Genomic DNA, 18,564 nt, shown 5'->3' with positions numbered 1-18,564 from the left:
AGTGTGCGGTTTTTTATTGCGTTTAGTTACGTGCCACCTAGCTTTTTATCGATAGACGGCGGCAATAACAATGTTTTATTGAGTAAACGTAACTGAAAACGTTACGGGTACTGTTGTTGTTATGCTCTTAAGCCCTGCAATTTTTTGAAGTGCAGCTACGCCTTCAGCAAGGCCGAAAGACTCTGCTTTAATTAACGTTGGTGACGTGGTTGATACGGTAAGCGTATCGTCGTCTACTTTACTTGCTTTGACAGAAAATGACGTAGGAACGGCTTTCCCATGCAACATCAAAATACCGTCTACCTTCCCGTTAACAACTTGGCCCGATTTCAGGTTCTTCATCGACTCAGGCAAGTTGGCCTCAAATGTCGCTTGTGCAAACTTGGTCACGTTGAACAGCATCTCTTGCATTCGCTTGTTGCGAATATCAATGGCTGTATTCACTGACGATAAGTCAACCGCCACGTTAAGTTTGCCACCGTCAGACAGCGTACCATCAAAGCTATCAAACTTATGTACTTCGGTGACTTGTGCATTCTTCGTCGATAAGAAGTGTAGTGCACTTGTTTCGCCGTCTATTGACCAGTCGGCTGCGGCGGGAAATGCTAGCCCACATGCGAGCAATGCTGCAGACAACGTGCGAATACGTGTAGTCATCATAGGTTACTCCTTTTACTTTTTGGTTCCATCTGGCTTGATTTAACCACTACCAGAGTAATGTGGCCCAGCAACATTACTACGCTATTATACGTAGGTTAACACGCTGCGCTAAGTAAATTGTTACGCGCTAGTGCTGATGTGGGTTTACAAAGTCATCATACTGGACTACATCTTGCCATGGCACCCTTTGATCGCCCATTACCACAAAATCTGGGTTCTCTAGTGAATGACGCTGATTGTAGGTAAGAGGTTCGAAGTTAGCGGCGGCAATACTCCCACCCGCTTCAGAGACAATGCATTGGGATGCGCCAGTGTCCCATTCGCCGGTAATACCGATGCGCATAAACACATCAGCTTTTCCTTCGGCAATAAAGCAGGCTTTCAAGGAACAGCTTCCCAATGGAAGGGTTTGGTATACGCGCTTGGCGCACATTCTGCTGAGCACTTTTTCTCTCGACTGACGACGGCTTATTGCAATCATCACCACACTATTTTTAGGGTCGTCTAGCTTGCGTACGCTTATTGGGTGATCGCCATCAGGTGATGACTTAAACGCGCCTTTGCCTTTCTGGGCGTAATATAACGACTGCCCTGGAGGCCAAAAGATAACGCCTATTGTCGGCTCATTGTTCTCTATCAGAGCAATGTTTACTGCGAAATCACCGCTTCTAGCGATGAACTCTTGAGTGCCGTCAATAGGATCGATTAACCAATAACGAGGCCAATGCTTTCGCTCTTCTAGACTTGCGTGTTTGTTTTCCTCTGAGAGGATAGGAATATCAGGCGTCGCGGCTTGTAAGCGCTTGTTGATGATATCGTTTGCCAAATAATCTGCACTGGTAACGGGAGACGCATCGTCTTTTTGATAAGCGTCAAACTCCCCTTTATCGTATACGTCTAATACGGCTTCACCGGCTTCGATGGCAATTTCTTTTGCAAGTTCTAGTAGGTCGGCATGGGCGTCATCGGGCATTGTTTATTGTTCCTTAAACCACTTTTGAGCTAAAAACAGCGCGGCTATGCAGCGGGCTTCAACAAAGTCTTCTCTTGCAAGTAAAGCATCTGCTTCATTTAAAGGCCAGTGAATCACCTCAAGAGGCTCAGGTTCATCGCCTTCAAGCTGCTTAGGATACAAGTCGCGGGCCAAAACAATGGTCATATTGGCATTAAAAAAGGTGGGTGCCATGCTGACCTTATGAAGCTCCACAAGATCATTGGCCGCGAAGCCAGCCTCTTCTTGTAGTTCGCGGTTAGCCGCTTCAATGGCAGTTTCACCAGGGTCAATTAAGCCTTTTGGAAAACCTAGTTGATACGAATGTGTGCCGGCAGCATATTCGCGAATTAACACCATGGTGTTTTCATCAAGCATAGGCACTATCATTACCGCGCCCCTGTTTCCGCCAGCCATCCGTTCGAATTCACGGGTGGCGCCGTTTGAAAATTCAAGGTCTAAGCGCTCCACCCTAAAGAGTTTGCTTTGCGCAACGATTTCACGAGAATGAATTTGTGGTAACGGTTTGTTCGGATCAATTTTTGGCATGTCTATCGCTACAACTTTGTTATCATACTTGTATACAATTTCTTAGCTTACTTCATTATAAGGAAAATCGCTTGCCCTTTCTGCCCTGGAATGAAATAGAAACTGTACTGCTAGATATGGACGGTACCTTGTTAGACCTTCATTACGACAACCAGTTCTGGCTACATCATTTGCCAAAACGATTGGCGGAAATAAGGGGAATATCAGAGGCGCAGAGTCAACGTGAAATGACTGCGCGATATGAGTCAGTATTCGGGCAAATTCAATGGTATTGCTTAGATTACTGGGCTGAATCTCTTGAAATGGACTTAGAAAATGAGTTTATGCCGCTGAAGCGTGAGCTGGCACATTTGCTCGCCCTTCGTGACGATACAATTCCGTTCCTTGATGCGCTTCATGACTCAGGCAGGCAGGTGGTATTAGTGACTAATGCGCACCCAAACAGTTTGGCGCTAAAGATAGAGCATACCCAGCTCGACGCACATATCGACAACCTTATCTCTACCCATGAGTTCGGCGTAACCAAAGAGTCTCAGCTGCTATGGGAAAGATTACAGGCACGGGTAAAGTTCGATGCCCATCGCACTCTATTTGTCGATGACTCACTGCCAATTTTAAATGCGGCAAAGACATACGGTATTAAACATTTACTTGCTGTCGATAACCCTGATAGTACTTTGCCAAATCGCAATATTAGTGAGTTTCCAGCGGTGCGCGATTACCGTTTAATGCTAGAAGATATTAAGCAGAACCCTGTTGGGACTGTTTCGAAAGGACGTTTTTAAAGGACGAAAGCACATGGTTTCTGACACAATTTATGTAGGGTCGCTGAATCCGGTAAAAATTAATGCTGCGCTCAATACACTCTCTGACACACTAGAGCACGATTTCGACGCTCAGGGTATGGCTGTACCAAGCGGCGTGCCTGACCAGCCAATGAATGAAGATGAAACGCGCTTGGGCGCCATTAATCGCGTGAAGGCCATGCTTGCTCATCATCAAGGTGGTCTCACAGATGCGTGGTATGTGGCAATTGAAGGTGGTGTGGATGTATTTGAAGATGGTCCTGCTACCTTTGCCTATGTGGCGATATACCATGAAGGTCACTGGTCGGTAACGCGAAGTGCAAGCTTGCCTCTTCCTGTGAGTGTCTATCAGGCACTACAGCGTGGAGAAGAACTTGGGCCAGTTATGGACAAGCTCTTTGATACGGTAAACATAAAGCAAAAAGGGGGGGCTATTGGTTTGCTTACTCTTAATCACGCCTCGCGACAAAGTGTTTATGAAGTGGCGTTAACGCTTGCTATGGCAAAGTTCCATTTCCCCGACTTATACACTGACTAGTGTTGAACCTCTTGTGCTGTGCAACAAGGCGCATTACACCGTTAATCAAACAGAGCGCCGCAAGGTTATCCTTACTTAGGAAAAATGATAAGGCGATCGCAACGGTCGCCCTGAAATCTTTACTGCGATAGGTAATCTTTTCTGGATCCTTTCTGACACTTTCCATTACTTAGGCTTTAAGTTATGCCTATGTTATTGAAAATGTGTTGAAAAATATTTTTTGACATCTTGGCTTTTTAGTTGCACCTCCTTCAGACCAAACGGAATAAGGAGAGTGACAATGAGTGAGACAATCAATACCTACAACCCTGCTACAGGTGAAAAGATCGATCATTATCATTTGATGTCAGCCGAGGACGCCGAGCAAGCAGTTACCCGTTCACAAGAAGCCTATTTGAACTGGCGCCGTACGTCATTTGAGACCCGCGCAGATTTATTTAATAACCTTGCAAATCTGATGGAAGAGCGAATTGACGATCTCGCCAGCCTGATGACACGGGAAATGGGTAAGGTTACCGCGCAAGGAAAGCAAGAAGTGCAGCTATGCGCCGAAATATGCCGCTATACGGCCGAGCACGGCGCTTCAATTTTGGAAGACGAACATCGCATTTTCGAAGGCGGTCGAGCAATCATTACGTATCAGCCCATTGGCGTTATTCTTGGCATCCAGCCGTGGAATTTTCCGTTGTACCAAGTTATTCGTTACAGCGCCTCAAACATAATGGCGGGTAACACCACGGTACTGAAACATGCTAAAAACGTGTTTGGTATGGCGCAAGCCATTCAGCAAATGTACGAAGATGCTGGCTTTCCTAAAAATGTTTACCAGTCGCTGCTAATTGATGGCAGCACGGCAAGTGACTTAATCAAGCACAAATACGTTCGCGGCGTTACTTTTACCGGGAGTGACGAAGTAGGTAAAGAAGTGGCTAAGGAAGCTGCAAGCTTGTCTAAGAAAACCGTAATGGAGCTTGGAAGTAACGACGCCTTTTTGGTGTTAGAGGATGCTGACATCGACCATGCTGTAGAAATGTGTATCCAAGGACGCGTTATTAATAACGGTGAAACCTGTGTGGCGGCTAAACGCTTTGTTATTGTGGATAGCGTCTATGACGAATTCCGAGACAAATTTGTGGCGCAGTGTAAAAAGCTAAAAGTTGGCGACCCCACAAACGAAAATACGGATTTGGGCCCAATGGCGAGAGAAGACTTGCGCGATGAACTTCATGAGCAAGTGAAAAAGTCGCTAGAAAACGGCGCTACGCTATCACTGGGTGGAGAAATTCCAGACTCTGATGGTTATTTCTACCCAATTACGGTGCTGGAAGATGTATCGCCAGGTATGCCCGCTTATGATGATGAGCTATTTGGACCAGTTGCGTCGCTCATTCGCGTGCGCGACGACAAGCAAGCCATGGAAGTAGCAAATGATTCACGTTATGGCTTGGGCGGCGGTATCTTCAGTACAGATACCGACAAAGCAATAGCATTGGCGAAAGATGAATTTGATACCGGTATGGTTAATATCAATGGGTACTCTTTGGCACAACCAAACTTACCTTTTGGTGGTGTGAAAGACAGCGGTTACGGTCGTGAGCACGGAGGCTATGGTATGCGTGAATTCGTCAATATCAAAACTATCATGGTTGCTGAGAAATCGGCCGAGTAGTGCACTTCGGTAAGAAGCAATGAGAAGAAAGGCGAACTTGGGTTCGCCTTTTTTGTTTTGCTGTACGCCCTATTCATTAAGGTAGTCGCACAGTCAAGTCCATGTAATTGAAAACAGTCAGGCCAAAAAACAGTGCGCAGTCAACTGGGCTGAATAGTTTCGTCCGGGCAAACGGTCTTTTAATCAAATATCTGTGTATTAATGAGTAGGGAATAACATAAGGCGATGGTTATGACGGTTATAAATAAACGGTTAAGTAATGCAAGATCAGGCATTGGGCTTACAAGGCAGGACAAACAGCGCGGTAGAAAACAAACTGCGTTTTTTTGCGCTATGACAACCACTGCTATTCTATCGTTCTCGGCTTTAGCGCAGCCGTTGTCTCAACCATCAACTACATCAGACGATGCCGGCCTAAGCACCAGTCCTATGGGTTGCCATAACGTTTCAGTGCAAATATTAGGGTCGGGTGGACCTGAATTGGATGACGGCAGAACATCTAGTGCCTATGTGGTTTGGGTAAATGGCAGCGCCCGCGTGTTGGTAGATGCTGGAAGCGGAAGCAGCGTTCAGTTTGGCGCTGCGGGGGCGACGTTTGAATCGTTAGAAGTTATCTTGCTTTCCCACTTACACACCGATCACTCCGCCGATTTGCCAAGCTTTGTGAAAGGTGGGTATTTCACCGATCGCGAGAAAGATTTAATAATAATGGGGCCAGAGGGCAACGACATTATGCCGTCCACAAACGCCTATGTGTCGTCGTTAATAGGGAAAAACGGCGCGTTTAAGTATCTATCTTCTTACACCATAGAAGGCCAAGATGACTATACGATATCCACAAAAAGCATCGGGGCCACAACCTTTGAACAACCGTTTAAACGCAATGTAAACGATAGCGTCAGTGTTGAGGCAATGACGGTGAACCACGGTCCTATCCCAGCATTAGCGTGGAAGGTCAAGGCCAATGGCTGCGAGGCGGTATTTTCAGGCGATACCAATGATAAACAAGGAAACCTTGCTCGTTTTGCTAAAAACGCGGACCTTTTGGTGCTGCACAACGCCATTGGTGATGACGCGGGTCAGGTTGCTAAGAACTTGCATATGACGCCGACTCAGATTATCGACATTGCCGCGCAGTCAAACGCTAAGCAAATAGTGTTGTCTCATATTATGAAACGTAGCGAACCGGGTCTTGATGCACTTACTGAGGCGATTACGGTTGTAGCTGAAGGTCGAGTATATGCCGCTGAAGATTTAATGAACATTACCCTGTCTGAACAGGAGTAAAATAAGCGTAAACCGTCTGCGATACACGGTTTACGCTTTTATAGAGGTTCTCTAACTATTATTGAGGGGCAAAAGGCAGCGGAATGGGCGTACCGTTTACACTGGCTTCGCCATCTTTAAGTGTTAGCTTTGTCTCGTAACCTTTCTCGGTTTCTTTTATTAAGCCTTGTTGAGCGAAGGTACTTAGCATCATAGGTGTCTGTTGTTCTACAGCTGCTTGAAGCTCTTCAGCCGTCATATTTTGTGCTTGTGGCGTCGCCATTAGTTGGCCCATCATATAGCCAGATGCCATACTCTGTGCAAGCGCTTTATCGGCGGTGATTTGTGCATCAGCCAGCAAATGCGTGACCCAATAAGCGGCGTCTTCCAACGTACCGGGAAGTGCATCTATACCCACTAATTTCGTGTTTGCGTAAGCGTTAAACGACCCTTCAGGCAACGTTGCTTTCAGCTTCGTTATATTAATCTCAGGCTCGGCTTTAAGCTGTGTTAGCAAGTTAGCTTCAATAAACTCCATCATTTTGGCTGGCACTTCTTCAGAAGGCACTAATAATGAATTGTTGCTAAATTCTTGATAGGCCTTAATGAAGTCGATATCTAAGTTATTGATGGCAACGCCTAATACCATGTCTGTAGCATCAAGCTCAGGGCCCACGGCTTTGTCGACAGCGTATTCTACGTAGACATTGGCGGTGTTATTGTCTTCGTCAATCTTGACGTCAGTAGCAAAAGCTAGGTTCTCAATCTTAACTGTCGCACCTGGCTCAATGTTAGAAATTTCTATGCTTCCAATACGCGCCTTACCAGTAGATTCAAATAAGTCACCTTTGAACGCCGCTACCATATCGCCGTCATAGCTCATATCCATAGACAGATTTTTCATCTCTAAGGAAAATTCATCTGCACTTATGCTTAGCGATTCACCCGACGACGTATACAAAGTTTTGTCACCATCAGGCTCAGCTTCACCCGCATAACCAGAGAAAAGTAGCGTGAACCCCTCTTCTTCGGCCGTCGCGCTAAGCGCTGGAATAACGTCTGCGTAGCTTAGTCCACCAAACAAACCAACCACGCCTTCGTTGCGATAAATTGGCTGTTGGCCATCCCACTGAACGTATTCTCTTAACTCATCTCCATCAATAGAGACCGTATAGTGAACGCGGCCTAATCCTAAGCCATCGCCAAAGTACACCGGTCCGTGATGAGCTACTAGCGTGGCGGTAATGCTAGGGTTTTCTTCCATTGGTATATCAGTGGAGTCAACATTCTGTGCATTGATTAGCGCTTGAAAATCGACAGCAAGCTTGATTTCCGCTGTTGTCGAAAACCAGCCTTTGTCATACGAAAGTACCTCGGCAGAATAAACGGCTTGTTGGTTAATTTCGTTTACGGCGGCGCTAACATTTTCGTGAACGCTAGTACCAATAAAATAAGGGGCAACGCCAAGTGCAACCAAAGTTACGCCCGCGCCAGCTAGAAGAGGTTTGTTCATGATTACAATCCTTTGTTAAAAAGTGTTCCCAGTTCCTCTGGCCACAAACGTGAAGTACGTTGGTGGCCTAGAAATTCTACGCATAGGTTGTGCTATGCATCACAGCTTAATCGCAATATAGCCGCTACGATCCGGCGCACCAAACAAGCGTGCGGCCTGATGGACTTCTTGCGGTAAGCTGTCGTCAGGCTTAAATTTACCACTTACTCGAATATTTTTCATCGTAGTAGGGATAACCGCATCCATCGACAAGCTTAGTAAGTTAGGCTCGCTTACTAGTATTCCAATGTCATCGCCTTCACAACGCAGCTTTGCGGAATAAGTGCCAAAATCAATAGGACCCTGTGTACCGGCAACCGTCGCGTTTAGCCAATCTCCGGTACCGTTTAGCGATTGACACGCAGGCCCAAACGTTAAGTCACTAAGCGACACTTTAAAGCGCCCTCCAGCATTTACTGGCAGCGGAAGGCGAACTTGTGCAAGCACGCGGTCTACCGGTAAATACAGCGTGAAGTTTTCGGTATTTACACTGTTTTGGCTGAAAAGCCCCGTGGTAATAGGCCCTTCAAATGCAATGTCGTTTTTATCGCGAATATTACCTGCTTTAAGGTTTAATTTAATTTTACCTATCAACATATGTAAGGGGCTAAGCTCCCATTTTACATTCTTGATGGGCAGGCCATTAACTACTACAGTTTGCGCCTTGCCTGAAAACAAGGTGCCGCTAACACCACTAACGGCAACATTGCTAGGTAACGCAATACGGCCAATAACGTGAACAGCAGGCATGTAAGCAATGGCAAACAATAAGAAGGCAATAATGCCGCCTATAATCCAACTAACTTTCAACTTCATGCTTTACCTAATTGTAATCGGCGGATTTTGATATAGCCCGGTGCATCGGCCTCGGCAATATCCGCTTGAAGAATAATCACGCCCATATTTTCCATGGCTTTGAGCCATTCTAAAACACTGTTAAACGGCGCCTGATCAACCCACACTTGAAGCTCGTCGCCCTGTGGCTGCATACGAGAAATAGCAATGTCGTGTTGAGCAGTAGTGCGGTTTACCGCTTGTGGTAACGAACCAGAAAAAGTACGCTTTCCACCGCTACTGAGGCGTAGTTGCTGCGCTCTTGCAGCACTGTCTTTTACCCAAACCAGCAGTGATTGCTGGTTGTCGAGAAGCTGTTTCTGTTTATCTAAAGCAGCATTAAGCGGAGACCAAACGGCGAAATAAAATAGCGCAATTACCATTAGTACCGCTGAAATAAGAACTAGCTTTTGCTCGCGTTCAGTAAGCGCTTTGTACTTTTCTAAGAGTGCATTCATGAGGTACTCCTTACTGATACTGTACCTACAACGCCATTGTCACGATTATTTATGGCCCCTTGTTCAACCACAAAGCCTGCGCTTTCTGCTGTACGTTTAAACTGCTCTAGCGCTTCAAAGTTTTTACCTTGCGCCTGAATGCGAATCTCAGTGCGGGTGGCATCGAAGCGCAGTGTTTGCGGTTTTACATCAGTGGCTGAAAAAGCCGGAGCGAGCTGGTCTAGCATAATAAGCATAGAGGCACTGCCACCGCCTTGTTCTAACTTGGCAAGCTCGCTTTGTAGCTTCAATCGCACGTTGCGATAGGTACCAATATTGGGGAAACCCGCTTTAACAGCGGTATTAATCTCACTGCTTAACGCCTGATTTTGGGCTTTAAGCTGGTAAAGAGAAAATCCTTTGTCGATAAGGCTGGTGCATAGCGCTAACACTGCTAATACTGCAGCAACACGCCACTGATTCAGAACACCGCTGCGCTTGCGCTTTACCTTGTAATCGCCTTGGCATAGGTTAAAGCTGCTTTGCATCGCCTCTTTTGCCAATACTTGCATAGGCAGCTCTAAGGGTGCCTGCGCTTCCTCAATATTTGGTAAAGTGCTTAAATCGATACCCGCATAATTGGTTATGGTTATCGGGCTTTCTTGTTGTGCTGTAAAATGGACAAGAGTTGGCAGTAACCATGTTGCCTCGCCCTGCACGCCTTTGAATGTGTCTTGTCGCACGAGAAGCTGTTCACCTAACGTAAGCACTGACCAACCGTTTTCGGTGACTGGCACTGCGAGTACATCAGGAATAATGGTGTCGCAGAATAACCCTGCTTCGCTAAGCCAGGACTGCCACAGTTCCATCTTTTCATGGCTAACTACTGCAACGGCCTGTTCATCGCCTCGTTTAGGGCCGATCGCAAAAAATTGCTGGCTAATGTCAGTGGCTAGCTCGTCTTCTAGCATAAACGGGATGGCAGAAATGATCTTGCGGCCAGCTTTAGGCGGCAGCTCAACCCATTTGAGTAAAACTTCGCTGCTAGGCGCTAAGGCAATAACACTTCGTTGTCCCGCGCGTTCGGTCAGCGAAGATAAGGCTTCTGCATTAGGCAGCTCGCCCGATGCAATTATTTCATCTTCGGTACGCGAATAAACGAGCCAGCTAATTGGGTCTGTATGGTTGGCGCCTAAACGCACCAAGAGTTGTTCCATCAATAGGTTCCCCCAAACTCGCGGTTCACAATGCTAACGCCAGTATCGGCATTAACGTGAAACACGGTGGAAAGCTTAAAGGTTGCTTTGTTGTACTGTGTTTTTGTATGCAACATAAAATATTCAGTTTTAACCGAAAACCAATCTTGTCGAGAGCTTGTTAAGTTAAGCGCTTGAATAGAGGGCTCGCTTAAAAATGCATTGGTATCGTCCCAGCCGTTTTGCGGGCGACTGCTAATCAAACTTGCGGCCTGCTGAATATCTAACCCTGTTAGACCTGCAAGTAATGGTGCATCTTCTTCTTCTAATGTGTTGACGTTAATTTTCAACTCATTGTAATCCGGGATCACACAAACTAATGGCAGTAAGGCGTCTAGCCACTGTGGTGATACACCGTTAATAATACGCAATTCGCTTTTTGATGCCAGTGGTCCATTAGCCGCAAGGTATGGAAACTCTCTGGACTCGTATTCGCTGTCTTCCGCACCGTAAGGGCGCATTCTGTCATCTTCGTCTACCCAGTCGGCTAGACTGTCCCGTAGGGTGTCTGCGGTGTAGTTGTCTAACCCGTCAACGCTAAGTGATAGCAACATGGTGTGAAAAGCGTCCATGGCTTCTGTGGTATTACTCGCCCCACTGCTGCCGGTACCGCTGTTATTGTCAGTGCCCCCTGCACTGCCCGACGTAATCGCGTTTAAATTAAAACACGCTTGCAAGTCGTCTAAGTTAGCGGTTAAACCACCGTTTTCTAAAGGATAGCTGAATTCTTGGGCCCAAGGTTGATCTATAGAAATCACCTCCGGGCTTTCTTCTATTAAAGACTGAATAGACTTGCGTGCAAAGGCCTCGGCTCCCATGGCGTACCAGTAAGCTTGGTTGTTGTCTTTTAAGTTCATCGTACGCTGCACCTGAAGCTGCAAGCGTGTACCCATTTCTGTGGCTAATACCGCCACCAAGGCTACTATCATGAGCACAATCATCAATGCCACGCCTTGCTGCTTAGCGGGTGGTGTTATTGTCTTGCGCTGAGTATTTTGAACTGTCATGAAGATTCACCCGTGGTTAAGGTAAATTCTCTGCGTATTTTTCCGAAGTCTTTACTGACAAACTCAATGGCCACCGCGCGCGGCAGTGAAGCCCCTTTATAACTCTCGCTCCACGACAAGTCTTCGTCTTCATCTAACGAACTACTGTTAGCGGTGGCAAGAAATTCAATTTTTAAGCTTTCTACATCCTCTAGCAGCACACGGACTTTGGGCTCGTAGCCTATGACATTATCCACATAGTTGCTGTAAAGGCGTTCCAGTTTATTTTCTTTTAGTCTATAGGCCACAAATTGTAGGGTGCTTCGTGGCAACATTAACTGAGGGTTGTGCCACCCTCCGCGCACAAAGCCAATGCCGTCATCGTCACTATCGTCGGTTTCACCACCTGACATAACTACGTCTTGCTTTTCTCCGTTCACCCTTGCTGCGCGAGGCACTGCTTGTTGTAGGTCTCGCTCAATCGTGATCATGGCACGCTGCAATAATTGAAGTTTTGCAAAACGCTCTTCTGAAATGTCATTGCTGTCGATAACTGTGGTGAGTAGACCTGTTGATGCAAGCCCAATTAGGGTGAATATGGCCATAGCAATCAGTATTTCGATAAGCGTAAATCCGCGCTGCATACTAATTTTCCGCCGTCGGTTTAGCCACAAAAGTGGTTACTGATGTTACTGAGCTCCCGTAGCTCTCGTCTTCACCCACCGAAACGGTTACTGAACGCAAGTCGTTGTCGTTAGTTTTTGTTACTGTTTGCTGCCAGTACCATGTGCGATCGGCCATCTCCATCGTGCCCTTTAAATTGTTTTTGGGCGGCCACGTGGTATCTAATTGAAGCTGGTTTAAGCGATTGCTTGCCACCCAGTTTGCAAAGGTGACAGATTCTATTTGCCCAACGCTTGATAAATGCTCGCCTGCAGCTTTAAGTACTGCAGTGCCGGTGAGTGCGAAAATAAGCAGGGCTACCATGACCTCCAGTAGCGTCAAACCACTTTGCTGGAGCGGTGTGGCAGGTGCAACGTTTTTTGTCGATGCATCAACATTAAACGCACTCATAGTGGTCTCTCCAGAGGCCCTTCAAGCACTAAAGGCGGAAGATCTTGGTTTTGCAGGCTGTAATAGACGGGGTTGTCGCCGTCATCACCTTCGTAATTAAACGACAAGGTAAAAGGCGTAATTTCGCCACTCGACATTATAAGCACTTGAGGCGGCGGCAGCTTTTTTTCTTCTTCGTTACCTATTTCAACCCCTTCATCAGAAACACTTAAATTCTCGTCGAACAGCTCCCTGTCAAAGAGCCTGTCTTCAACATCCCATGGTAAGTCGTCTAAATTTAAAGTGAAGGTGAAAGGCTCAGGTAACGTATAAGGCTCGTAGGTTTTTTCGCCTTCGATACGCTGCCACTCATCATCGTCGTCTAAGTAGACAAAGTAGTATTCATTTTTATCGGCTTCAAACCGCACACCAAGCTGTTGTTGATTTAACACCGCAAAATCGCTGGCCATATCAACAATCACCTGCAGGCGTTGGGCTTGGGTTTTTAGCAGGTCAGATTTACTCGCACCGAATGCGTTAAACATAACGTAACCCGCCGCCAATCCCATAAGCAGCAGTACCAGCATGACTTCTAATAGGGTAAAGCCTGCTTTTTTCAAAGATGTACTGCCGCGGTTGCGCATAAAGGTTAGTTCAGGTATTCGTTAATGTTCCAGTTACCAATGTCATCATCAGTACCCGGTTCGCCGTCTGGACCATTAGAGAAAATATCAACTACGCCAAGTTCTCCCGGGCTAATTAGTGCATATGGATTGCCCCACGGATCTTCAGGCAGACGTTTAATGAAACCACCTTCAGGGTAATTACGAGGAATCGGGTCGATAGTTGGTGCGGTAACTAGCGCTTCTAGTCCCTGTTCTGTGGTTGGAAAGCGGTTGTTGCGCAGCTTGTACATTTCAAGCGCACTTTCCATTTGCTGGATGTCTACCGCCGCCTTTTTAAGCTGCGCTTCTTCTTGGTTACCCAAGATTTGCGGTGCCACCATAGACGCCATAATACCGATGATTAGAAGTACGACCATGACTTCAATCAAACTGAAACCAGAACTGCGATTAAGTGTTTTCATTAAATATTCACCATGTTGTTCAATGCTAAAATTGGTTGCAATATTGCCATAACGATAAACAGAACGATGCCTGCCATCGATACAATAAGTAAGGGTTCAAATACCTTAAGTGAGACACCAATAAGCGCTTCAAATTCCCTATCTTGATTATCTGCGGCGCGAGCTAGCATTTGCTGTAGCTCACCCGATTTTTCACCAGACGCAATCATATGCATCATCATTGGTGGAAACATTTTTGTGTTATCCAGCGCAGCCCGAAGGCTGCTGCCTTCTTTAACGTTAATGGCTGCATCTGCCACTTGGTTTTTAATATGCTGATTTTCCAGCACATCACCTGAAATACGCATAGCTTCTAGTAGTGGAACCGCACTGGCACTTAAAATACTTAAGGTACGTGCAAAACGCGCGGTATTGAGCCCGCGAGACACCCGGCCAATTAACGGCAAGGTTAACAGCGCTCTGTGGTAGCGTAGCTTCATGTGCTTTTGCTGCAGCACGCGCTGAATAATGACAACAAGCACGGCAATACCAATAAGCATAAATAAGCCGTAATTTTGCAGCCAGGTACTGACAGAAATTAGAAACTGGGTAATGGCCGGGAGGTCTTGCCCCATGTGATCGAACTGCCCCACAATTTTGGGCACTACCACCGTTAACAATAGCAACACGATACCCATTGCAAAAAACAGCATTAGCGATGGATAAATCATCGCCTGAGTAATTTGGCTGCGGGTTTGTTGTCTGCGTTCTGTGTAGTCAGCAAGGCGGTTAAGCACGGTATCAAGGTGACCTGATTTTTCACCAGCTGCAACCATCGCACGGTATAGCTCGTCGAACACACTTGGAAATTGACCCAATGCATCGGCAAGTCCATGTCCTTCCACGACTTTACTGCGTACTGCCATCATCATGTTTTTCTGACGAGGCTTTTCACACTGTTCAGCGACGGCAAGCAGTGCTTCTTCAACGGGAAGGGCCGATTCGACAAGGGTGGCGAGCTGACGCGTGAGTAGCGCTAAGTCTGATGCTGAAATACGGGGTTTAAATAAAGAAAACGACAGGCCTTTGCCTTCGCTTTGTGCGCGCTCTGCGACCTGCTCTACTTCTAAGGGAATTAAACCTTTTTCGCGCAGCTGTTGGCGAACCTGGCGTGCATTATCTCCTTCAAGTACGCCATTTGTATTTTTACCGCGGGCATTAACCGCCTTAAAAGCGAATGCCGCCATTTAGTCTTCCCTCGTAACTCGAAGCACTTCTTCAAGTGAGGTAGCGCCCGCCAGCACTTTACTACAGCCGTCTTCACGAATGCTTGGTGTCGTCTTTCTGATGTAGCGTTCAATGGCTTGCTCACCTACACCTTCGTGCATCATCTCGCGCACTTTTTCATCTACCAACAATAGCTCGTGAATACCGGTACGACCGCGATATCCGGTTTGATTACACGCGGCGCAGCCATGGGGCTTGTAGATGGTGGTCTCGCTTGTGGCGTTCTGCCCTAATACTTCAAGCTCAGAAGCGTCAGGCGTATGTGGCTTTTTGCAATCTGGGCACAGGGTACGAACGAGTCGCTGTGACAAGACGGCCAATAAGCTCGAAGACAACAGAAATGGCTCAATACCCATGTCTTCTAAACGGGTGATCGCGCCTGCTGCCGTATTGGTATGCAGAGTAGAGAGTACTAAGTGACCGGTTAAACTGGCTTGAACGGCAATTTGCGCCGTTTCGATATCACGAATCTCACCCACCATCACTACATCGGGGTCTTGACGCAAAATAGCGCGAAGGCCTCTGGCAAAAGTCATATCTACACGGGGATTAACCTGTGTTTGTCCGATGCCCGGAAGATCGAACTCAATAGGATCTTCAACTGTTAAAATGTTTCTGTCTCGCGAATTTATTTCGGTTAACCCTGCGTACAAGGTAGTACTTTTACCCGAGCCCGTTGGACCGGTAACCAATATAATGCCGTGAGGCTTTCGAATAAGAGATGAAAAGTGGTTACGGTTTTGCAGCGTCATGCCTAAATCTTCTAGATTTAAGCGCGCATTGTTCTTATCCAATAGACGCAGCACCACGCGCTCGCCGTGACTTGAAGGCATAGTAGAAACACGTACATCCACCGCTCGCCCTGCAATACGCAACGTTATACGACCGTCCTGAGGCACACGTTTTTCGGCAATGTCTAACTTCGCCATAACTTTAATACGCGATACCAGCATGGAAGACAGTTTGCGATTCGGGCGCAAAATTTCGCGTAATACGCCGTCTACCCTGAAACGAACCACAAGCTGGTTTTCAAAAGTTTCAATGTGAATATCTGATGCACCTTCTTTGATCGCCTCGCCCAACATGGCGTTGATAAGCTTGATGATAGGCGCATCGTCTTCACTGTCTAACAGGTCTTCAGTGTCAGGCAAGTCTTCAGCAAGAGCGAACAAATCACTTTCGTTACCAAGGTCTTCCATAAGTTGTTTAGCCGCAGAACTATCGCGCTGAAAGGCGCTGGTAAGCAGGCTTTCAAACTCATTGGCAGGAATAGTTTTCGGCACAAAGGGCTCGCCGTAGAAACGTCGCACTTCAGCGAATACATCAAACGGCGTATTCTCTGTAAAATATAAGACCGCAGGTGTTTCATTGGTTTCCAGCAACACCTGATTACGCTTTGCAAAGCTAAAAGAAAGCTGTCTTGGACCGGCCTCTTCTTCAGGCAAACCGGCTTCTTCACCCATGGCTTCTAAGGCTTCTTCTTGTGCCTCTAATGCCTGAGTAATCTGTTCGTCCTGCCCTGCCATGTTAGTCGTTACCTTCTTCTTGTTTCTGCTTCTCTTTCTCCGAGAGGTATTCTTCAAATGAAGGAGGTAAAGCGAGTGCATCATCCCATTGAGGAATGCTTGGCGTCTCTTCATAAGGCATTAGCGAAACACCTTCTTGCTGGCGTTTAAGCTGAAGTGCGCGAATGTAGTTGTATTTGCGATGGCTGATTGCGTTCATTGTTGCGCCGTCGCGGACGATAGTCGGCTTTAGAAATACCATCAAGTTGCGCTTACGCTTGCTGGTTGATGTCGATTTGAATAAGTGACCGAGTATTGGAATGTCACCTAATAACGGTACTTTTGATTCACTTTCTTGCACGTCTTCGTCAATCAAACCGCCAAGAACAATAGTGCCGCCATCATCTACGATCACTGTGGTTTTAATTTCACGCTTGTTAATTGAAATATCTACCGATGTAGCGCCACTTACGCTAGACACCTCTTGTTCGATCAGCAGCTGTACCGCGTCGCCTTCGTTGATTTGTGGCGTAACTTTAAGTTTGATACCCACTTCTTGGCGGTCAACGGTTTGGAAAGGGTTAGAGTTGTTCGCCCCTGTAGTTGTGCCTGTGATAATAGGCACTTCCTGACCTACAATGAAAAACGCTTCTTCGTTATCCATAGTAGTTAGGTGAGGTGTGGCAAGAATATTTGAATTGGTGTCGGTGCTTACTGCTTGTACTACCGCGCCCCAGCCATTTTCGATAACGCCGGCAATAAGGCCGTTAGCGCCGCCTAAAAGGCTCGCTAGTGCGGTGTAATCGCCTTCGATCGTGTCCGTTGTTTCCACCACTTCACCGTTGGCAGTGATGTTTGTCTGCGTAGTTTCTCTATCTTCAGCTTGTCGTAGTGCTACCGCCAATGAGCCGACGCCGATGACACCGTTATTGAATTGAGTACCACCGCCTTCTTCTGACACCCACTGCACACCCAATGTAGTGCCGTCGCCTTCAAAGACTTCAACGATAATGGCTTCAACTTGTACCTGCGCACGGCGAATATCAAGCTGACGTACTACCTCTTCTAACGAGCGCATCATGTCTGGCTCTGCGGTAATAACAATGGCGTTAGAATCTTCATGTGCATCAATGCTGATTTCACGGTTTGAACCCGCTCGGCGCGATGTAGTGCCACCGCCTTGCTCTTCTGCTTGAATGCTAGCAGATACGCCCTGCAATACTTTTACTAAATCTTCCGCTTTAGCGTAGTTAAGAAACAGCACGCGGGTGTTGCCGTTTGATTCAAGCTCTTGGTCCATGCGCTGAATAAGGTTGATAAGACGCTGGCGTGCTTTAATATCGCCGCTCACAATAACCGAGTTAGTTCTGTCGTCTGCCACAACGCGAGGCTCCGACTTAGTTCCTGTATTAGCTTTTCCTTGCGACTTATTAATGCTGTCAATAATGCGCACCATTTCTGATGCTGACGCATAGCGAAGTTTAACGATTTCTACTTCTTCGTCACCGGCACGGTCCACGCGCTCGATAATTTCTACTAGTCGGTTAACTACCGCAGCACGGCCGGTTAGCATCATTACGTTCGATGGGTCGTGGCTAACCACGTTACCGCCGCCCGCCTGGTCATTTAGCTGACGTAAAATAGGTGCAAGTTCGCGCACCGGTACGTTATAAACAGGTACAACGCGAGTGATCATTTCATCGCCGTCGCGATTAGCGCCTTCAACAACAGGAATATTGGATGTTTTAGCGTCTTTCGAGCGAACCACTTTCAAAATACCGCTAGGCATTTCTACAACGGCGAAGTCATACACTTGTAGTACGTTTAGGAAAAACTGGTAGTACTGATCTTCATCGAGCATGTCATAGCTGCGTACGCTTATTTTTCCACGTACGTTAGGGTCAACAATAATGGTGCGCTCAAGATTTTTACCAACAATATTAATAAACTCGTTGATGTCAGTATCTTTGAAATTAGGCATGTACTCAGCGGCCGTCACCGAGAAACACAGAAGCGCTGTACACATGGCTGTGCTCAAGCGAGATAATAGTTTTTGGCTAGTGCGCCTTTTCATTCTAACTTCCTTCATTTCCTAACTTGTCGATGACC

General features: G+C 46.7%; 19 protein-coding genes. 4 read left to right on the top strand and 15 right to left on the bottom strand.

From position 1 onward, the window contains the following. Positions 1–75 precede the first annotated feature (75 nt). The 3 genes from KUL49_RS17610 to nudE form a co-directional block, all read right to left on the bottom strand. Positions 76–660 (bottom strand): YceI family protein, encoded by a 585-nt coding sequence (locus KUL49_RS17610; RefSeq protein WP_131138129.1) that lies wholly within the window; start codon positions 658–660, stop codon positions 76–78. A gap of 127 nt (positions 661–787) precedes the next feature. Continuing rightward, positions 788–1,633: a 3'(2'),5'-bisphosphate nucleotidase CysQ gene (gene cysQ, locus KUL49_RS17605; protein ID WP_131138128.1), complete on the bottom strand. Its 846-nt coding sequence runs from the start codon at positions 1,631–1,633 to the stop codon at positions 788–790. Between the two features lie 3 nt (positions 1,634–1,636). After that, positions 1,637–2,200 carry an ADP compounds hydrolase NudE gene (nudE, locus tag KUL49_RS17600; RefSeq protein WP_131138127.1) on the bottom strand — a complete coding sequence of 188 codons (564 nt, stop codon included), beginning with the start codon at positions 2,198–2,200 and terminating at the stop codon, positions 1,637–1,639. Positions 2,201–2,271: 71 nt separating this feature from the next. Between nudE and yrfG the strand changes: the two genes are divergently transcribed. From yrfG to KUL49_RS17580, 4 genes are all read left to right on the top strand, one after another. Beyond that, a complete protein-coding gene (yrfG, locus tag KUL49_RS17595) occupies positions 2,272–2,985 on the top strand; it encodes a GMP/IMP nucleotidase (RefSeq protein WP_131138126.1) in 714 nt (237 codons plus the stop codon). Between the two features lie 13 nt (positions 2,986–2,998). After that, positions 2,999–3,544 carry an inosine/xanthosine triphosphatase gene (yjjX, locus tag KUL49_RS17590; RefSeq protein WP_014951320.1) on the top strand — a complete coding sequence of 182 codons (546 nt, stop codon included), beginning with the start codon at positions 2,999–3,001 and terminating at the stop codon, positions 3,542–3,544. Positions 3,545–3,824: 280 nt separating this feature from the next. Continuing rightward, the gene (locus KUL49_RS17585) at positions 3,825–5,213 is read left to right on the top strand and encodes an NAD-dependent succinate-semialdehyde dehydrogenase (RefSeq protein ID WP_131138125.1); all 1,389 of its coding nucleotides are present in this window, start codon (positions 3,825–3,827) and stop codon (positions 5,211–5,213) included. 231 nt (positions 5,214–5,444) lie between these two features. Then, positions 5,445–6,500: an MBL fold metallo-hydrolase gene (locus KUL49_RS17580; RefSeq protein WP_014951318.1), complete on the top strand. Its 1,056-nt coding sequence runs from the start codon at positions 5,445–5,447 to the stop codon at positions 6,498–6,500. 58 nt (positions 6,501–6,558) lie between these two features. On the opposite strand, the gene KUL49_RS17575 is transcribed toward KUL49_RS17580, so the two are convergent. The 12 genes from KUL49_RS17575 to gspD form a co-directional block, all read right to left on the bottom strand. Further along, positions 6,559–7,992 carry a YdgA family protein gene (locus tag KUL49_RS17575; RefSeq protein WP_131138124.1) on the bottom strand — a complete coding sequence of 478 codons (1,434 nt, stop codon included), beginning with the start codon at positions 7,990–7,992 and terminating at the stop codon, positions 6,559–6,561. 99 nt (positions 7,993–8,091) lie between these two features. Further along, entirely contained in the window at positions 8,092–8,847 is a 756-nt protein-coding gene (locus KUL49_RS17570; protein WP_131138123.1) for a type II secretion system protein N, read from the bottom strand. Further along, positions 8,844–9,323: a type II secretion system protein GspM gene (gene gspM, locus KUL49_RS17565; RefSeq protein WP_131138122.1), complete on the bottom strand. Its 480-nt coding sequence runs from the start codon at positions 9,321–9,323 to the stop codon at positions 8,844–8,846. Before gspM ends, KUL49_RS17570 begins: the two co-directional genes overlap by 4 nt. After that, a complete protein-coding gene (gene gspL, locus KUL49_RS17560) occupies positions 9,320–10,519 on the bottom strand; it encodes a type II secretion system protein GspL (RefSeq protein WP_131138121.1) in 1,200 nt (399 codons plus the stop codon). The genes gspM and gspL overlap by 4 nt, the downstream gene beginning before the upstream one ends. Then, positions 10,519–11,565 carry a type II secretion system minor pseudopilin GspK gene (gspK, locus tag KUL49_RS17555; RefSeq protein ID WP_131138120.1) on the bottom strand — a complete coding sequence of 349 codons (1,047 nt, stop codon included), beginning with the start codon at positions 11,563–11,565 and terminating at the stop codon, positions 10,519–10,521. The genes gspL and gspK overlap by 1 nt, the downstream gene beginning before the upstream one ends. Continuing rightward, positions 11,562–12,188, bottom strand: coding sequence for a type II secretion system minor pseudopilin GspJ (gene gspJ, locus KUL49_RS17550; protein WP_131138119.1), 627 nt, complete (start codon positions 12,186–12,188; stop codon positions 11,562–11,564). Before gspJ ends, gspK begins: the two co-directional genes overlap by 4 nt. A gap of 1 nt (position 12,189) precedes the next feature. Continuing rightward, on the bottom strand, positions 12,190–12,618 hold the full coding sequence (gene gspI / locus KUL49_RS17545) for a type II secretion system minor pseudopilin GspI (protein ID WP_131138118.1): 429 nt from the start codon (positions 12,616–12,618) through the stop codon (positions 12,190–12,192). Next, positions 12,615–13,241 carry a type II secretion system minor pseudopilin GspH gene (gene gspH / locus KUL49_RS17540; RefSeq protein ID WP_014977775.1) on the bottom strand — a complete coding sequence of 209 codons (627 nt, stop codon included), beginning with the start codon at positions 13,239–13,241 and terminating at the stop codon, positions 12,615–12,617. The genes gspI and gspH overlap by 4 nt, the downstream gene beginning before the upstream one ends. 5 nt (positions 13,242–13,246) lie before the next feature. Then, entirely contained in the window at positions 13,247–13,684 is a 438-nt protein-coding gene (gspG, locus tag KUL49_RS17535) for a type II secretion system major pseudopilin GspG (protein WP_014951309.1), read from the bottom strand. Next, positions 13,684–14,910 (bottom strand): type II secretion system inner membrane protein GspF, encoded by a 1,227-nt coding sequence (gene gspF, locus KUL49_RS17530; protein ID WP_014977774.1) that lies wholly within the window; start codon positions 14,908–14,910, stop codon positions 13,684–13,686. Before gspF ends, gspG begins: the two co-directional genes overlap by 1 nt. Beyond that, the gene (gspE, locus tag KUL49_RS17525; RefSeq protein WP_131138117.1) at positions 14,911–16,476 is read right to left on the bottom strand and encodes a type II secretion system ATPase GspE; all 1,566 of its coding nucleotides are present in this window, start codon (positions 16,474–16,476) and stop codon (positions 14,911–14,913) included. Between the two features lies 1 nt (position 16,477). After that, complete coding sequence (gene gspD, locus KUL49_RS17520; RefSeq protein ID WP_131138116.1) at positions 16,478–18,529, bottom strand: type II secretion system secretin GspD; 2,052 nt, start codon at positions 18,527–18,529, stop codon at positions 16,478–16,480. Positions 18,530–18,564: the final 35 nt, after the last annotated feature.

The sequence above is a fragment of the Alteromonas sp. KUL17 genome, assembly GCF_006538305.1.
Taxonomy (GTDB): domain Bacteria; phylum Pseudomonadota; class Gammaproteobacteria; order Enterobacterales; family Alteromonadaceae; genus Alteromonas; species Alteromonas macleodii.
Note: the sequence above shows the minus strand (reverse complement) of the source record. Positions and strands in the feature narration are given on the sequence as shown.

Excerpts from the sequence above, each read along its gene's own strand:
- KUL49_RS17610 (WP_131138129.1), bottom strand. The coding sequence starts at position 660 with ATGATGACTACACGTATTCGCACGTTGTCTGCAGCATTGCTCGCATGT.
- cysQ (WP_131138128.1), bottom strand. The coding sequence starts at position 1,633 with ATGCCCGATGACGCCCATGCCGACCTACTAGAACTTGCAAAAGAAATT.
- nudE (WP_131138127.1), bottom strand. The coding sequence starts at position 2,200 with ATGCCAAAAATTGATCCGAACAAACCGTTACCACAAATTCATTCTCGT.
- yjjX (WP_014951320.1), top strand. The coding sequence starts at position 2,999 with ATGGTTTCTGACACAATTTATGTAGGGTCGCTGAATCCGGTAAAAATT.
- KUL49_RS17585 (WP_131138125.1), top strand. The coding sequence starts at position 3,825 with ATGAGTGAGACAATCAATACCTACAACCCTGCTACAGGTGAAAAGATC.
- KUL49_RS17580 (WP_014951318.1), top strand. The coding sequence starts at position 5,445 with ATGACGGTTATAAATAAACGGTTAAGTAATGCAAGATCAGGCATTGGG.
- KUL49_RS17575 (WP_131138124.1), bottom strand. The coding sequence starts at position 7,992 with ATGAACAAACCTCTTCTAGCTGGCGCGGGCGTAACTTTGGTTGCACTT.
- KUL49_RS17570 (WP_131138123.1), bottom strand. The coding sequence starts at position 8,847 with ATGAAGTTGAAAGTTAGTTGGATTATAGGCGGCATTATTGCCTTCTTA.
- gspM (WP_131138122.1), bottom strand. The coding sequence starts at position 9,323 with ATGAATGCACTCTTAGAAAAGTACAAAGCGCTTACTGAACGCGAGCAA.
- gspL (WP_131138121.1), bottom strand. The coding sequence starts at position 10,519 with ATGGAACAACTCTTGGTGCGTTTAGGCGCCAACCATACAGACCCAATT.
- gspK (WP_131138120.1), bottom strand. The coding sequence starts at position 11,565 with ATGACAGTTCAAAATACTCAGCGCAAGACAATAACACCACCCGCTAAG.
- gspJ (WP_131138119.1), bottom strand. The coding sequence starts at position 12,188 with ATGCAGCGCGGATTTACGCTTATCGAAATACTGATTGCTATGGCCATA.
- gspI (WP_131138118.1), bottom strand. The coding sequence starts at position 12,618 with ATGAGTGCGTTTAATGTTGATGCATCGACAAAAAACGTTGCACCTGCC.
- gspH (WP_014977775.1), bottom strand. The coding sequence starts at position 13,241 with ATGCGCAACCGCGGCAGTACATCTTTGAAAAAAGCAGGCTTTACCCTA.
- gspG (WP_014951309.1), bottom strand. The coding sequence starts at position 13,684 with ATGAAAACACTTAATCGCAGTTCTGGTTTCAGTTTGATTGAAGTCATG.
- gspF (WP_014977774.1), bottom strand. The coding sequence starts at position 14,910 with ATGGCGGCATTCGCTTTTAAGGCGGTTAATGCCCGCGGTAAAAATACA.
- gspE (WP_131138117.1), bottom strand. The coding sequence starts at position 16,476 with ATGGCAGGGCAGGACGAACAGATTACTCAGGCATTAGAGGCACAAGAA.
- gspD (WP_131138116.1), bottom strand. The coding sequence starts at position 18,529 with ATGAAAAGGCGCACTAGCCAAAAACTATTATCTCGCTTGAGCACAGCC.